The following is a 15,742-nucleotide window of genomic DNA, read 5'->3' as shown; positions in this document are numbered from 1 at the left end:
TCAAAAGTGTGTGCTGTGCATCGGCGCCAATGCGCCGATGCACCATAGAGTCAGGGCCGACTTACCATTGATAACCAATACCCACGGCACCACCGTAATCACCGCGCGAGGTGGTATTGCCCGAGAGCTTGTAAACCCACTTACCGTTATCGGTAATACCGGAGAAACCAATGGCCATACCGGACTCTCCACGCCAGGTACCGCCGGCCATGGACATCATGTGTTTGCCCGGCAAGTAAGCCTGAGGCAGAGACGCTGTTGCCATCGCGGCCGCCACACCTGCACTTAAGCGGTTATCCAGACGATTGATATCGTGGCGAATATTGTTGATCTGACCTTGCAGATTGCCCGCCACCTGATTCAACTGGCTTACGTTGACCGCATCGGTGTCATTCACGCCCGCCGCTACATTGGTGATGTGCTTGCCGGACATATTGATGCCGTTCTCGTTAATGATCGGGCCACCGTTATTGATCTGAATTTCATCGGCCTGAACATTCACTGCCGTAATGGAATTGACCTTCAGATCCTGGGATACCGATACCTTGATATCAGCGCCAACAGTCTGGCCTGCATCATTGACCCGGTCCGTCTTGGAGATAACGATGTTGTCCCCTTCAACAAAGCCCACCGTGTTGCCATTATGGATAGGCGTGCCGTCACCGGAGCCATTATTGCCACCACCTGTGGAGCCGGAACCATTGCCGTTGGAACCACCGGTATTGCCGCCTTCCTTGCCATCCGTCGGTGCTTCAACATTCCAGTGCATGCTGTCCAGAACATCTTTCAAGGAGGAGTGCTGGCCACCGTTGTAGGCAAACGAGCCGTTTCCATCCAGACCAATGAAGGACTCGATAGGCTGGAGCTGACCATAATTGACGGCATCGGTCGGATTGCGACCGGCGGCAACATTGGTGATGCGCATATCACCTGCGTTGATGCCAGCCAGGGTGATACTCGGGCCATTATTGATGGTCAGGCCGGTGTTACCCAGGTGTACGTCGTTTCCTACCGCAACCCCTGCGTTGTTGATGACGGTATCGCCGGTCTTCAGGCTGCCATCTGCTCCCAGATCAATGTCCTTGTTCAGCTTGACTTCAACCTGTCCGGAATCATCGGTGCCAGTCTGCTCAACCGTGACATTCTTGTCACCGACAAAGGCAACCTGGCCGTTCGGGCCAATATTGGCGCTATTGCCATCCGCATCGGTCACATTCCAGCCAGCGCTGGCAACGTCATTGACTTGCTTGAGCTGATCTTCGGTCGCCGCCTGACCGCTGGTGTAGTTGTCCGGATCCCAAGTCAGATTGGTCAGTCCGCCGATTCGGCCGGTATCACCATTGATCGTGACCGGGTTTGCTCCGCCCACCACGACCTGCGTGCTGCCGATAGCCGTGCTGTTACCGGCCGCATCTGCCACCGTGATCGAACCTGCGCCTACGGTAGTCGTGTCACCGGCGGCATTGCTGACCGTGGTGCCTGCCGCAGTCGTGGAGGTCTTGTTACCTGCCCCATCATCCACGGTCAGACCGTCGTTGTTCACGACCGTGTTTCCCGTCTTCAGGCTACCGTCTGCGCCCAGATCAATATCCTTGTTCAGGTTGAAGGCCAGGTCCGTGCCATCACGCGAAATGTTGATGTTGCCGTCCGTGTTACTGAAGTCCACCGAGGCGCCAGGCTTCACGTTTTCAGTAGCACCACCATTCGCGCTGATGTTCCAGCCTGCGTTGGCAACCTCTGAAACTTCTTTCAGCTGCGATACGTTCACCGCATCGGTGTCATCCGTACCTTCGGCAAGATTGGTGATCTTCTTGCCGTTCATATTGATGCCGGCATCGTTAATCACCGGACCACCGTTATTGATGGTGATGCTGTTCAGGTCCGTCAGATCCTTGGCCATGACCAGGTTCAGCTTGTTGCCGTCACTATCAACACGCAGGTTCGTACCCGTGGACTCTGCGCCCTCGGCCAGTTCACCCGAGATAGTCAACGGTGTGTTGTCACCCAGCGTTTTGGCAATCGCGTCGCCGGTATTGCCGGCAAAGCTCAAGCCATCAGCCTGGGTGGCGATCTCGCTGCCCTTGTAGATAACATCACCACCGCTTTGGACAACAAAGTTGTCACCCAGGTGGGTTTCGCCCGTAACAGTCAGATTGTTGGTCGTGACGCTGTCGCCATTAACGATCGTGTCACCTACTGTGACGCTGTCACCGTTGATCACGGTATCGCCTACAGTGATGCTATTACCCACAGTCAGATCATCGGCCAGATTGAAAGCCAGATCGGTGCCATCACGCGAGATAACGATGTTGTCATCATCATTACTGAAGTCCACCGAAGCACCGGGTTTCACGTTTTCAGCTGCACCACCATTGGCACTGATGTTCCAGCCTGCGTTGGCAACCTCTTCAACATCCTTCAACTGCGACACGTTCACCGCATCGGTGTCGTCTGTCCCTTTGGCTAGATTGGTGATTTTCTTGCCGTTCATATTGATGCCGGCACCGTTGATCACCGGACCACCGTTATTGATGGTGATGCTATTCAGATCCGTCAGGTTCTGAGCCATGACCAGATTCAGCTTGTTGCCGTCACTATCAACACGCAGGTTGGCACCCGTGGACTCTGCTCCCTCGGCCAGTTCGCCGGAGATGGTCAGCGGTGTGTCGTCACTCAGCGTCTTGGCAATGGTGCTGCCGGTGTTGCCCGCAAAGCTCAAGCCATCAGCCTGGGTGGCAATTTCGTTGCCCTTGTAGATAACATCCCCGGTGTTTTGGACAACAAAGCTGTCACCCAAATGGGTTTCGCCCGTAACAGTCAGATTGTTAGTCGTGACGCTGTCACCGTTGATCACGGTATCGCCTACAGTGATGCTATTACCCACAGTCAGATCATCGGCCAGATTGAAAGCCAGATCGGTGCCATCACGCGAGATAACGATGTTGTCGTCATCATTGCTGAAGTCTACCGAACCACCCGGCTTCACGTTCTCAGCCATGGCACCATTGGCACTCACATTCCAACCTTGAGCCGCGTACTTGATCGCATCGTGCACCGTGTTTTCACCGGTATCTCCGATATTGCTCATGCTCAGACTGCCATTAGAGGCCAGCGTGGCATTGCCACCCAAAATGTTTTTCGTGGTGTTAGCTACATTGCCCAGCACCGAATTCGTGGCATACAACTGGCTGCCATTGATCGCATCTGTGCTGCTGGCGCTGATCCGGCCCGCGGCCACATTCGTCACTGTGCGTTTTTCCTGCTCCGTACCCACGCTGACGGTAGCAACAGGACGATCTCCGGCAAAGTTGCCGTAGTTCAGCCCGTTCAAAGAAGCATTCAAGGTGCCAACCGCGCCTGCTGTTTCTGCACCATCACCCAGCGCTACCGAGCGTGCATTGAGCGCCTTTGAACCCTGTCCAATAGCGACAGCACGATCGGCCGTGCTGCGGGAGCCGTCACCCAGCGCGATTGCCTGACGCTCAAGCGCCCAAGCGTCACGGCCTTGTGCAATCGATGCCTCGCCAAAGGCATGTGCACCCTTGCCCTGTGCCTGTGCAAAATCAGCGGTGGCCTGAGCTTCGCGACCTACCGCAATGCTGCTATTGAACTGGGCAATGGAGTCCGTACCCAGCGCAATGGAGTCGCGGTTCTTGTCCTGATTTTCGACATCAGGATTAGACTGGCCGGAGCGAGCGTTAGTACCCATTGCAATACCGCGTGCCGCAAAGGCTTTGGCATCCGTACCGCTGGCCTGGGAATCACCGGCAGCCGCCCGTGATCGGGTGCCAAACGCCATAGCGTCATTAGCCGTTGCCGTCGCATTGCTACCCTGAGCGATGCCGCGAGCCGCATTCACCACCGAGTTTTTACCGATCACAATCCCTTCCACGGCTGTAGAACTGGATTCTGTACCGATCACAATCGAGTTCTCGACCGAGGGACCGTTTGCCTGGCGATCTGTGTAGGAATCCCGGCCAATGACGATGGAGTTCTTGTCACGGCTGACAACGTGCGTACCGATTGCCACGCCGCTCTCGTCCCGCGCTTCGGATTGGGAGTTACCGATAGTCGTGGAATTCAGCCCCAAGCCTTTGATGTTGTGTCCCAGCACAACAGATGACGCTCCCTCTGCCCCTGCCATATGTCCAATAGCAACCGAGTCCTTTTCCTTGGCAGTTGCATCAGGGCCGATGGCAATCGAGTCGATGGCTGTTGCAGCAGCACCGTTATTGTTCTTGTTGCCCTTGTCGACACCACCATCATTAACGCTGAAGTAACGAGGTTTGCTATCGGCAATCTGCTGGCCCCAGTCCTCGCCAACCTTCTCGGCCAGCTTTTCATAATCCACAGTCGCACCCAGCGTCACCTGATCAACAGCCGACTGCAACTGGCGCACGTTCACTGCATCGGTCTCATTGGCACCGTCTTCCACGTTCACAATACGACGTGTGAACTCACTGCCCGACTGGCTGCTACCAACGGAAACGGCACTGCCATTGAAGCCTCTATTGGTGAACTTGCTCAAGCCAGACACATCGTTTTGCGCGGCATGAGAGTTCAACCCCAGGGCTACGAAATTGCTGTCAGCATGAGCATTAGGGCCAATGGCAGTACCCGTTCCCAATGCCGTTGTCTGACGACCCATCGCGACCCCGGTATTACCGGCAATCGCCTTGTACCCAATCGCCACGCCTTCTGTTTCAGCGCCGGAGTCCTCACCAATACCGATCGCACGGTTTGATGACAGCCCCCGATTCGCATTCTTGCCCAGGCTGACATTGCTATCGCCTATGACATTCAGGCCGGCATCTCGGCCAATCGCCACGTTTTCGTTGCCATCCACGCCATTGCCGGTGCCATCACCCAGCGCCACATTGAACTGACCTTTGACGTTCTGACCACTGGCCTGACCGATGGCAATATTGTGCGAACGATCACCCGGCAGATGATTGCCAGTGGCCTGGCCTGCGCCATTACCGATAGAGATATTGTTTTCTGCATCAGCCTGAGCACCTAAACCCAAGGCGATCCCGTTAGCCCCACTGGCCTGTGCCTGCATACCCAAGGCAAGCGCATTATTTCCACTTGCCGCTGCTTCGCGGCCTACCGCAACGCTGGCCAAACCGCTGCTCCGACTATCCTTGCCAATGGCAATGGCTGCCTCCGGTTTAGGTCGACTGTCTGCGCTGGCGACACTGGCACCGTCACCCAATGCAATCGCGCTGTCGGCGTCGGCCAGCGCACCTTGTCCTGCAGCAATACTGCGATCCCCCTCTGCCTTGGACTCAGGGCCAATTGCAATGGATTCTTCACCATTCGCCTCGGAATCAGGCAGCTCCGAGTTCGCACGGAAATACTTCACACCAGGATTGGTTTCATCCACTCCCAAGGCAATCAGACGATCGTTAACAGTCACCAACCCTGTTTCAGTAGCGCCAATTCGAGTGTCATGTGCAGCGATGGCGGTTTCGTTGCCCGCAATTCGACTGTCATGGGCCATGATGGCCGTTTCATTGTCCGTAATGCGAGTCCCATGATCCGTCAGAGTGGACTCATTGCTCGTGACCCGCCCTTCCAGCCCATCAATCTTGCCGGTATTGGTCTGCACCTCAGCGGACGTAACATTGAGCTGCGCCTGGGTCGCCACAGACTCACCACCCACCGTAATCTGATCGGCACTCAAGGCGCCGGAGATCGTCAGGCTACTCAACCCCACGATGCTGCCACCACCCGTAAACCGGATGGTGCCGCCTGGGCTGGTGAAGTCAATAAGGTTGTTCTGACCGTCGCCTGGAATCTCGACTGCCGCCCAGGCATTGCTCATCGCCAATGCGCTTGCTGTCAACAAGGCGAGCCATCCCATGCGTGCGGAAAAAGACGCACGCTTTCCTCCTTTTACGCACGAGGAACTGCGCTTGCCTTTCGCTTTTTTATGCTCAGAAACGGCAACAAATGTTCCCGTTTGCTCATTCCAGATGGTTTTGTAGACGTGATTCATCTCTGTTCCTGATCCTTTAAGGAATACGTGTTGAGTGCTACGTGGGTGTGAGTAGGGTTGAAACTGTCTCGAACGCACAAAGGCTCCGCCCCCTCCCAGGGGGGCAGGACGCAGGGAGGTTGTATGAAGTAGCCTTGGACGGCGTGCGCGCCGGCATCGACGCTCAACTGGAAATCCAGGGCAGTCTCAATTCCTTCGGCGATGACGTATTGGCTGATGCCACTCGCGGCATGAACCCAAGAATGAAGGGTGGCAAGGCCATCCCTGTCCCGTGCCTGATGCACCAGGGACTTATCAATTTTTATGACCTGGGGACGGATCTGCCGAGCCAGACCCAGAGTGTTGAATCCGGTCCCAATATCATCAATGGCAACTTTGCAACCCAGGTCACGCAAGGTGCACAGCAAGCTGGCAGCAGCTTCCTGATCAAAGACAGAAGCCGTTTCGGTAATTTCCAGGGTCAGACGACTGGCCAGTTGCGGCGCACCACGCAGCACCGCAATCAGCAGCCGCCACCACGGCCCCTGTTGCAAAGACAAGGGGGAAATATTGCAGGCAAGGTGAACATCCGGATAACGCTCCAGCACCTGTACCACCGACCAAAGAACGCTGGCATCCAGGCGTTCGGTCACATGCAAGCGCTCTATGGCCTGAACAACCTGCGCACAAGAAACGGGCTCAGTACTGTTCTGCGCATCATCCCAGCGCAACAGCACTTCGTAGTACAGAACCTGCTCGCGATCCTGCACAAAGACCACAGGCTGAAATGACAGGGCAACCTTCTCGTCCCGCATGTCTGCAAAGAAACGAGTCGCCAAAGCCATGTCGCGCCGAGTCTGTTCGCAAACGGGAGGCTCAAGCTCGGAAAAGGCAATGGTGCTGGCCAGAGACTGCAAATGAGACAGGCAAACCGGACGGTCCCCCGATGCTTCAACCCAGGCCGGAACAACATTGACCAGGATGCGGTCCGAGCCGCAGCGAACGGGTTCGTAGCACAACGCCGCTTTGACTCGTTCCAGAAACAGGTCCTTGTCAAACTGGGTGGGCAGACGACAATTCGTCAAGCCAATCAACACCACTTGATCAAGCACCAGAATGTCGCTGCGTGTTATGCCGTAGGGACGCAGACGCACCGAAATGGCGGACAAAAAGGCTTGCTGGAACAGGCGCGCATCGTAGGCCTGGGCAAGCATTGCCAGTCTTCGCAAGCCTAAAAGCAAATAGCTGCTTGAAGGAGTAACTTGCTGCAACCAGCAGGACAATGACTCTAGCGACTGGACGCCCATTACGCGCCCCGCTTCGCCGGTTGGCACTCTGGACGCTGTGTGTGAATCAGCGTCTGGCTTTTCACCTGACAGCGGTCAAAAAGCCTCCTTTATGTCAACATCGATTCCATAACAAATAGACACGTTTGTACGTGAAAATTACGCTGAAAAGGATCATTTCGATGCGCTATTCGGTTGGGACTAAAAGGAGGCTTCTTGTCAAAATCGCAAGCCTATTTACGCCTTTTCTTAACCATTGTTGACGCTTGCCTATGGCTGGCTGCAACGTTCTTCAGAAAGTGCATCGGTCAGACCTGCTTCGTGTTGACACACATGTGGCCGCCGCTAACACTTAATCAGTATCTGCATCTGAAACACAGCGTTAATAAAAAATTACGTAATAGTTTTTATTGCAGTACGAGCTACCTCAATCGCCGTTTACGTGGCAGCAGGTTTGCATGCGGTTAGTAAAACTTGACATCGCGTGGCCAACATTCCACTGGACCATCTTGGGTTTACTAACATCGATTGCACTGAGATGTGGTCGAGTGGGAGGGGGGAGGCTGCGCTTTGCGCTAGGAAGATGGGTACTATGAGTAAGAAATATGGATATGCACGCGTTTCAACACAGGATCAAAACCTGGACCTACAGATCGCGGCTTTACAAAAGGTGAATTGTGATCATATCTATACGGATAGAGGGATATCAGGGGCTAAAGCAACACGTCCAGGATTGAATCATCTGCAGCGAAAACTGAAATCGGGTGACACGCTTATTGTCTGGCGTCTGGATAGGCTGGGCCGATCACTACGCTATTTGGTCGACACGATCGATCGTTTAGGCAAAGAGAATATCCATTTCATTTCCTTGACGGAAAATATAGACACGACAACATCGGGTGGTAGATTGCTGTTTCATATGATGGCCGCCCTGGCTGAGTTTGAACGCTCGCTGATTAGCGAACGCACTCGCGCAGGAATGGCAGCAGCGCGTGCCAATGGCAGGCCACTAGGCAGACGCCCTGCCTTATCACCCGCCCAACACAAAGAAGCACTTATTGCGCTGACCAATCAAGTTCCGCTGGACATCGTTGCCAAAAAATATGACGTGCATCCCAGGACAATCCGCCGCATCAAGGCCACGGCCTCGACATAGCCGGCTCAACGCAAGTGACTTAAGTATTAGTCAGCATTGCCGCCAGACAACTAGGTGGCGGCAATGATCTGTAGAGGAACAGGGCAAGCACCCTACCGCCTTTTACTGCACCAGCTGATTCATCTCGATAATTGGCAGCATCACTGCCAGAACAATCAACAGCACCAAACCGCCCATCAGCAAAATCATCAAAGGTTCCAGCAAGGCGGTCATGGTCAGGGCTTTGCGCTCCAGCTCGGTTGATAAGGTCGTCGCAGCCCGATCCAGCATGGGCGCCAGCTCACCGGTTTTTTCACCGCTGGCAATCAGTTGGACTAACAGCGGCGGGAACAAGGCACTACGCTGCAAGGCGGTCGCCAAAGGCAGACCCTCACGCACATGGATGGCGGCCTGATTCACGGCACCGCGCAAGGCCAGATTGGACACAGTACGCCCGGCCGCTTCCAATGCCGTTAGCAAGGCCACATTGCTGCCAGCCAGAATAGCTAACGTGGCAGCGAAGCGAGCGGTATCCACGCCCAGCAAGTAGCCTCCCAGAACAGGCACGCTTAACAAACGACGATGAAAGGCCAGCTTCAAGGCCGGCTGTCGCAGCAAAAAAGCCACCAGGCCAGCCGCCAGCAAGAGCACAACAAATAACACCAGGCCCCATTCACGCAGCAGATCACTGGCGCTGATCATGACCCGAGTCAGCATGGGCAGTTGCTGTTTGGCTTGGGTGAAAGCACCGACCACTTGCGGGACGACGTAGCTCAGCAAAAACACCACCATCGCCACGGAAATCAGGCTGACGATGGCTGGGTAGATAAAAGCCGTCAGCACCTTGCCGCGCAAGGCTCCACTGTCCTCAATGAAACTCGCCAGACGGTCCAGCACTTGTTCCAGCTCGCCAGACTGCTCCCCTGCCCGCACCAATGCTCGGTAGATCTCAGGGAAGTCGCGCGGATGATTCGCCAAGGCTTCACTCAAGCTTTGTCCTGCCCGAATATCCGCACGCAGGGCTGCCAGCAATTGCACCAAAGGCCGACGAGTCGCCTGCTCAATCACCACGCCCAGGCTGGCCTCCAGAGACAAGCCCGCCGCCACCAGACTGGCTAACTGTCGGGTCAGCCAGGATAACTCGGTACGACGCAGGCCCGCACTGCGAGCACGGGCAGCGGCTCGGCTACGGCCCGCCTTCAGGGAAACTGTCAGCAGACCCCGGGACAGTAATTGCTGACGCGCCAGCCGTTCGCTCTCGGCCTCCAGCACACCCCGCTCGCTGCGTCCGGCCTGGTCCACCGCCTCATAATGATAAGTACCCATGCTCTTTCGCCCCCTTATAACTCGCGCGTGACGCGCAATACTTCTTCAGGGGTACTGATGCCCTGCTCTACCCAACGCTGGGCATCCTCGCGCAAACTACGCATGCCCGATTCACGCGCGGCCTGACGCAAGGCAGGTTCGGCTCCGGCAGCATTCAACAAGTGCTGGGCACGTTCATCGATGCGATACAGCTCGTGAATCCCGGTACGGCCTTGATAACCCGTGTGAGCGCAATGCTCGCAACCAGCAGGACTGGCCCGATACTGCCCGTGCTCGGCAGGCTGACGACAATGTCGGCACAGCTTGCGTATCAGCCGCTGGGCCAGCACGCCACGCAAGGTAGACGCCAGCAAAAAAGGCTCCACACCCATATCGACCAAGCGAGTCGCGGCGGACACGGCATCGTTGGTGTGCAAGGTGGCCAGCACCAGGTGACCTGTCAAAGAAGCCTGCACCGCAATCTGCGCGGTTTCCAGATCCCGAATTTCCCCGATCATGATGATGTCCGGGTCCTGTCGCAATATGGCACGCAAGGCACGTGCAAAGCTCAACTCAATACGGGGATTGACCTGCGTCTGGCCCACGCCGGGCAAGTCATATTCAATCGGATCTTCCACCGTCAGCACATTGCTGCGGGCTGTATCGACACGGCCCAGAGCGGCATACAAGGTGGTGGTTTTACCGCTGCCGGTAGGCCCGGTAACCAGCACAATGCCGTGTGGTTGATGAATCAGCTCATCGAGCTGAGCCAGGATATCCGGGGCCATGCCCAGACGCTCCAGCTCCAGTTGCCCGGCTGACTTGTCCAGCAAACGCATCACGGCACGTTCGCCATGTCCGGTAGGCAGAATCGAGACACGCAGGTCCAAGGCCCTGCCCCCCACTTTCAGGGCAATACGGCCATCTTGGGGCAAGCGTTTTTCGGCAATATCCAGGCTGGCCATAATCTTGATGCGGGACACTAAAGCACCATGCAAGGCTCGACGCGGGCTGACGATATCGCGCAAACGGCCATCCACCCGGTAACGCACGACCGAATGGGTTTCATAAGGCTCCAGGTGTATATCACTGGCACCATCCCGCACCGCCTGGGTGAACAAGGCGTTGATCATGCGGATGACCGGCGCATCGTCCTGGTTTTCCAGCAAGTCGGTGACAGCGGGCAGTTCCTGCATCAGGCGATCCAGGTCCACCTCATTGGCAGCCGCATCCACCACGCTGGCGGCATCGTCGCCCTGTGCGTAACTGGCATCAATCAGGGTATCCAGCTCCGCATCCGGAACTTGCCGCTCGTCCAGCTCGGGATAGCGTCGCCGCAATTCCACCAAGGCCCAATCCGGTGTACGCTCGCTAATCACCAGCGTGCCCACGCCTTGCTGCTGCGTCAGCACCGCACGGTGCTGACGTGCCCAGGAGTACGGCAGGCGGGTCATAGCGTCTCTCGCAGGTCCACGGCTCCGGACGAGCCTGCGGCCTGTGGCAACACCATGTGTCCCGCATCCGGGTGGAACCAGGTGGAGCGATCGGGCAAGCCTGTCTGCACGGCACGCATGTAGTTGTAGCGGTCCAAAGACAGGCTTTGGCTATCTTGGGCATTACGCACAATATGAGGGCGCAGGAACACCATCAAATTGGTTTTGGTACGCTTGCGTTTCTCGTATTTGAAGAGGTTGCCCACCAACGGAATATCGCCCAGCAAGGGAACCGATTGCTGACCATCCTCAATCGAGTCTTCCAATAAGCCGCCCAGCACAATAATCTGCCCATCATCGACCAGAACATTGGTACTAAGCGCACGTTTACGCGTGACAGGCGCGCTGGGCGATACCGACGTAGTAGGGTCCAGGCTGCTGACCTCCTGGTACAGAGCCATCTTGACGGTCCCACCTTCGGAAATCTGCGGACGCACTTTCAGGGTCAGGCCCACATCCTCGCGCTGAATGGTCTGAAAGGGATTACTGGCCCCATCACCCGTGGTCGTGTACTGCCCCGTCACAAAGGGCACGGTACGGCCCACCATGATGCTGGCTTCTTCGTTATCGAGCGTCATCAGGTTGGGTGTGGACAGAATATTGATGCCGCCCTGGCGCTCCATCGCCCGGGCCAGGACGCCCAGATTGACAATCTGCTGGCCCAGCACGTTCACCGTGCCTTTGACCACGCCCAGACTTAAACCCGCCGCCAAAGAATCCAGCGTGGTCACCCCGGCCTTGTTAATCCCGCTGCCGCCCAGATTGGCGCCCCCGACAAAACCTGAACCTCCATCGGCAATATTGCCACCGCCTGTCATCCACTGGATGCCAAACTCGGCCGCATTCTCCGCATTCACCTCCACAATCAGGCTCTCGACCAGCACTTGAGCGCGACGTTGATCCAGTTGATCGATCACTTCACGCAAGCTGCGGTAAACCGGATCAGGGGCCGAAATGATCAGCGTATTCGTGGATGGATCAGCCTGCACAGTGGCACCGCCAGCGCTAAAGGCCACGGTGCCGCTGGCATTGTTTGCGGCGCTCAAACCCATCTCGGCCTGAGGCTGCTGCTTGGCGGTGGCCGACGTGTCCATGGCCTTGGCACCGCCGGTGGTGCTGGCGTTGGCGGCGGGTGCCAGGCTATTGCTGTTCGCCTGTTGATTCCCGGTACTCGCGTTCCCCGAAGGCGCTTGCCCAGTCAAGGCCCCCCGCAGCACTTCAGCCAGCTGCACCGCCTGAGCATTGCGCAGATAGACCACATGCAAATTGCCTTTATTGCTTTCCGGGCTGTCAATACGCCGGATCAGGTCACGGGCCAGATCCAGCCGGGCCGGACTGCCTGCCCGCACCAGAACCGAGTTGCTGCGCGGGTCGGCCACCACCGTAATGCGCTGCGCCACATCGTTGCCGGGCGTATCGAGCATTTGCGAGGCCAGGGCTGCCACATCCAGGGCCACGCCGTAGTCAATCGGGATAATGTCCGTGTTCAAGCCTGCGGGGGTATCGATCCCCGCAATGACCTGAGCGATACGGTCCAGATTGTCACCGTAATCGGTCACCACCAGCGTGTTGTTGGACGGGTAGGCATTGATGGGATTATTGGGCGAAATCATCGGCCGCAGCACCGGAACCAAGGCGGTCGCATTTTCATAACGCAAGGTAAACACCCTCGTTTCCAGCTCGCCGCTGCCACTGGCCCCGGTACCGGCCGCCCGCACTGCACCGCCCTGCTGGCGCGCTTCAGCTTCAGGGACCACCCGACTGACCTTGCCACTACGCAACACGGCAAACCCTTGCATGCGCAGGGCAGACAACAGCATCTCGTAGGCGGTACGGGCATCGACCGGTACTTCGGACACCAAAGTCAGCTGTCCTTTTACGCGAGGGTCCACGATGAAGTTCTGGCCGGTAAAACGGGCCAAGGCAGCTACAACCCCATCCAGCTCGGCATCCACAAAATTCAGTGTGATGTCGTTGCCTTGCGGGAACTCGGCCGGATCGGGCAAGTCGATCGGAGCAGCACTGCCCCCGACACGCTGCGGGACCCGACGCGTCACAGCCGGAGGCGACGTATTGCTATTGGCAAAGCGCGGGTCAGCCTGAGTGCTACGAACAGGCGTCTTGCCTACCGAGGCAAAAAACGAAGAAGGATCGGGGCCGGGTTCAGGCTTCTGACCATTGCTCGCACAGGCGCTCAACAGCACGGCTGCGCCCAGGCTTAAAAGGAAGCGAGGCCGCAGCCCATGAGGTCGTTTAGTCAAGGTACTCATAGTCAAAATATCGTTATTCCTGCTTGCTAGTCGTTGTGGCTATTTGCCATTGGGTCACACCCTGACGCTGAGGCCCCAAGGCCTCCAGTAACTCTTTGAATCGTTGATCGTCGGCTTGTTTGGCTTGGGCGCGTCCTTCAAACAGCCCGCCATCCGGCCCCCACTGACCTTGACCTGCCAAGGTCAAATCCCCCGCCAAGGTACGCAGGCTTAACTGCACGCCCTGACCCTTGCGGCTGACTGCCAATTGGTAATCACCCAGCTCGGCCTGGGCTGCCAGCGCGGAGCGTGCATTACGCCAATCCAGTTCCAGCAACGGCCCGGTTTCAGCGGCCAGAGCCTGACTGGGCCAGCGCAGCTGCAATTGCCCTTGCGGTTGCACGGTCTGCAACAAAGGATGTAAACGTCCTAACAGCGCGGCGGGAGCGGTCAGGCTTTGGCCCGAAATACGCCAACCTTGCAGGCTGGCCTGCAGGCGCACAGGCTGATCCAACCAGCCATGGCTCAACTCCATTTGCGGCCAGGGCGCCAAACGCCAACGCCAGCTGACAGGACCAGGAACGGTGCGGGCCAACAGACCCGAACCCACTACCAGCAAGCCTTGACCGGAGGCCAGGCTGCCATGGGCGGTTTCCAGCCGTAGCGGCAACTGCTCGGGCTGCCAGGCCAGCATCATGCGGGCAGGCAGAAAGGGCACGGCGGCCAGCAGCAGAGACAGCGCCAGCAAAACCCACCCCATGATCTTGGTCAGCTTTTTCATGAAGGCTCTCCTGCACGCAGCACAATGCGGCCATCCAGCAGACCGGCGCGTTCACGGCTATCGACCACAGAGCGACTCATGCTGACTTCCTGCACGGCAAAGCCCAGCACGCGAGGGGCGTGCATCAGCCAATCTATCAAGGCAGGAGCGGCCACGGCCTGGCAGACCAGAACACGTTGCTCGGCCTGTGACTGCTCTGTCTGACACTGGGTACCCAAGGTCTGCAAGCTGCGCTGCAACGCCTTGTCTTGCCCTTGTCCATCCACAGGCGCGACCAGCTCTTTATCCAGAACCTGAATTTGCGACAGCACGGTTTGCAGTTGCGCCATCTCGTATTGCAGACGAGGCAGCTCCTGTTTTGCCAAGGCCAGATCACGAATGGCAGGACGTAAGAGCAACAACCACAGAAACATCAAAACCAGCAAAGCGCCCAATACCGACAAGGCCAATTGATCCCGACGGCCCAAGGCTTGCCAGTACTGTCTTGCCAGGGCGAGCTTGCTTTGTACGGTCAGCCATACAGGCTGGAGTGCGGTGAATTTGCTCATTGCGGCGCCCCCTGCTGGCTGGCTGCTTGCGCTGCTTTGCTGAAACCAATTTCCCATTGGCGGGCAGACTCGCCCTGCTTCCACTCCAGATCCGATTCAGCCGGCAAAGGCTGCGCGGCCAGTTCGCTAGCCAGCGTCAAATGCAATTGCTGATCTTTGAAACTCAATGCCCGCACCTGTCCTTGCAAAGCAGGCCACTGCACGGCGCTGGCCATCAATAAACGATCAAAGGGAGCCGAGGCCGGGCTTTTCTCGGTCAGCAAACCATCACGATGCTGTCTGGCCTGCGTCAAGGGCGCGACGATAACGGGCAGGTGTGGCAAGGCTTGCCGAACCGCCTGCTCCATCTGGGTCTGTACCTGTTTCATCTGGGATCGCAACGATTGCGCCTGCTGCTGCAAGACCAAGGTCCAGCTCAAGATGGCGGCCAAAGTCCACCACAGGCTTTGTCGTAGCACGCTGTTTCCGCCACTGGCGGCCATCTCCGGCATCAGCAAGGAGCAGGCGGGTACGGTCAAGGTTTGGCCCTGGCCCTGCCTGTCTTGCTCATGGCCATCGGACCAGGCATAAACCCCGCTCAACGGCAGTCCCAACTGACGCGCCTGCTCCCCCAAAGCCAGCAAAGGCGGGCGCTCCGTCCAGGCCAATTGACTCATCCCGGACGGCCCCGGTGCCGAACAGGCCACCCACACCTGTTCGATAGGACTCAAGCACATAGGCTCGACCGCACTACTCGCCACAGCCTGCCGCCGCGAGGCGCTGACCGAGGGAATACGCGCTTCCGTCACCGTCGCCATCCCTGCAGGCAGGACCAGTTCCAAAGAGCGGGCCAGGCCCTTGAACTCCTGCACCTCTCCCCGCCCACGGCGCAATACCCTGGCGCGCTTGTCCCGCAGCACAAAGTCCACCGGCTGATCCAGCCTTGGCGGAGAGTCCAAATAAATACGCAGCACTTTGCTCATCAC

At 57.4% G+C, this 15,742-nt stretch carries 9 protein-coding genes; 1 reads left to right on the top strand and 8 read right to left on the bottom strand.

Features of this window, described 5'->3' with window-relative positions; genetic code table 11:
• Positions 1–61: 61 nt before the first annotated feature.
• Both WFM49_RS00265 and WFM49_RS00260 read right to left on the bottom strand, forming a co-directional pair.
• Entirely contained in the window at positions 62–6,001 is a 5,940-nt protein-coding gene (locus tag WFM49_RS00265; protein WP_336971112.1) for a YadA-like family protein, read from the bottom strand.
• Positions 5,998–7,194 (bottom strand): EAL domain-containing protein, encoded by a 1,197-nt coding sequence (locus WFM49_RS00260; RefSeq protein WP_181900174.1) that lies wholly within the window; start codon positions 7,192–7,194, stop codon positions 5,998–6,000. The genes WFM49_RS00265 and WFM49_RS00260 overlap by 4 nt, the downstream gene beginning before the upstream one ends.
• Before the next feature lie 664 nt (positions 7,195–7,858).
• On the opposite strand from WFM49_RS00260, the gene WFM49_RS00255 reads away from it, so the two are divergent.
• Positions 7,859–8,422, top strand: coding sequence for a recombinase family protein (locus WFM49_RS00255; protein ID WP_128831655.1), 564 nt, complete (start codon positions 7,859–7,861; stop codon positions 8,420–8,422).
• A 102-nt stretch (positions 8,423–8,524) separates the two neighbouring features.
• Here the strand turns inward: WFM49_RS00255 and gspF are convergent, their stop codons facing one another.
• The 6 genes from gspF to WFM49_RS00225 are packed head-to-tail and all read right to left on the bottom strand — an operon-like array spanning position 8,525 to position 15,739.
• Positions 8,525–9,727 (bottom strand): type II secretion system inner membrane protein GspF, encoded by a 1,203-nt coding sequence (gene gspF / locus WFM49_RS00250; protein ID WP_021446947.1) that lies wholly within the window; start codon positions 9,725–9,727, stop codon positions 8,525–8,527.
• Positions 9,728–9,741: 14 nt separating this feature from the next.
• Complete coding sequence (gene gspE, locus WFM49_RS00245; protein WP_009459386.1) at positions 9,742–11,160, bottom strand: type II secretion system ATPase GspE; 1,419 nt, start codon at positions 11,158–11,160, stop codon at positions 9,742–9,744.
• Complete coding sequence (gene gspD / locus WFM49_RS00240) at positions 11,157–13,469, bottom strand: type II secretion system secretin GspD (RefSeq protein ID WP_254498906.1); 2,313 nt, start codon at positions 13,467–13,469, stop codon at positions 11,157–11,159. The genes gspE and gspD overlap by 4 nt, the downstream gene beginning before the upstream one ends.
• 13 nt (positions 13,470–13,482) lie before the next feature.
• Positions 13,483–14,229 carry a type II secretion system protein N gene (gene gspN, locus WFM49_RS00235; protein WP_009460064.1) on the bottom strand — a complete coding sequence of 249 codons (747 nt, stop codon included), beginning with the start codon at positions 14,227–14,229 and terminating at the stop codon, positions 13,483–13,485.
• Positions 14,226–14,777 carry a type II secretion system protein GspM gene (gene gspM, locus WFM49_RS00230; RefSeq protein ID WP_021446949.1) on the bottom strand — a complete coding sequence of 184 codons (552 nt, stop codon included), beginning with the start codon at positions 14,775–14,777 and terminating at the stop codon, positions 14,226–14,228. Before gspM ends, gspN begins: the two co-directional genes overlap by 4 nt.
• Complete coding sequence (locus WFM49_RS00225) at positions 14,774–15,739, bottom strand: GspL/Epsl periplasmic domain-containing protein (RefSeq protein ID WP_336971106.1); 966 nt, start codon at positions 15,737–15,739, stop codon at positions 14,774–14,776. The genes gspM and WFM49_RS00225 overlap by 4 nt, the downstream gene beginning before the upstream one ends.
• Positions 15,740–15,742: the final 3 nt, after the last annotated feature.

It is taken from the genome of Alcaligenes sp. PF14 (assembly GCF_037150615.1).
In the GTDB taxonomy this organism is placed as follows: domain Bacteria; phylum Pseudomonadota; class Gammaproteobacteria; order Burkholderiales; family Burkholderiaceae_B; genus Alcaligenes; species Alcaligenes phenolicus.
The sequence above is the reverse complement of the archived record's forward strand: the minus strand, read 5'-3'. Positions and strand labels throughout refer to the sequence as shown.

Excerpts from the sequence above, each read along its gene's own strand:
- WFM49_RS00265 (WP_336971112.1), bottom strand. The coding sequence starts at position 6,001 with ATGAATCACGTCTACAAAACCATCTGGAATGAGCAAACGGGAACATTT.
- WFM49_RS00260 (WP_181900174.1), bottom strand. The coding sequence starts at position 7,194 with ATGCTTGCCCAGGCCTACGATGCGCGCCTGTTCCAGCAAGCCTTTTTG.
- WFM49_RS00255 (WP_128831655.1), top strand. The coding sequence starts at position 7,859 with ATGAGTAAGAAATATGGATATGCACGCGTTTCAACACAGGATCAAAAC.
- gspF (WP_021446947.1), bottom strand. The coding sequence starts at position 9,727 with ATGGGTACTTATCATTATGAGGCGGTGGACCAGGCCGGACGCAGCGAG.
- gspE (WP_009459386.1), bottom strand. The coding sequence starts at position 11,160 with ATGACCCGCCTGCCGTACTCCTGGGCACGTCAGCACCGTGCGGTGCTG.
- gspD (WP_254498906.1), bottom strand. The coding sequence starts at position 13,469 with ATGAGTACCTTGACTAAACGACCTCATGGGCTGCGGCCTCGCTTCCTT.
- gspN (WP_009460064.1), bottom strand. The coding sequence starts at position 14,229 with ATGAAAAAGCTGACCAAGATCATGGGGTGGGTTTTGCTGGCGCTGTCT.
- gspM (WP_021446949.1), bottom strand. The coding sequence starts at position 14,777 with ATGAGCAAATTCACCGCACTCCAGCCTGTATGGCTGACCGTACAAAGC.
- WFM49_RS00225 (WP_336971106.1), bottom strand. The coding sequence starts at position 15,739 with ATGAGCAAAGTGCTGCGTATTTATTTGGACTCTCCGCCAAGGCTGGAT.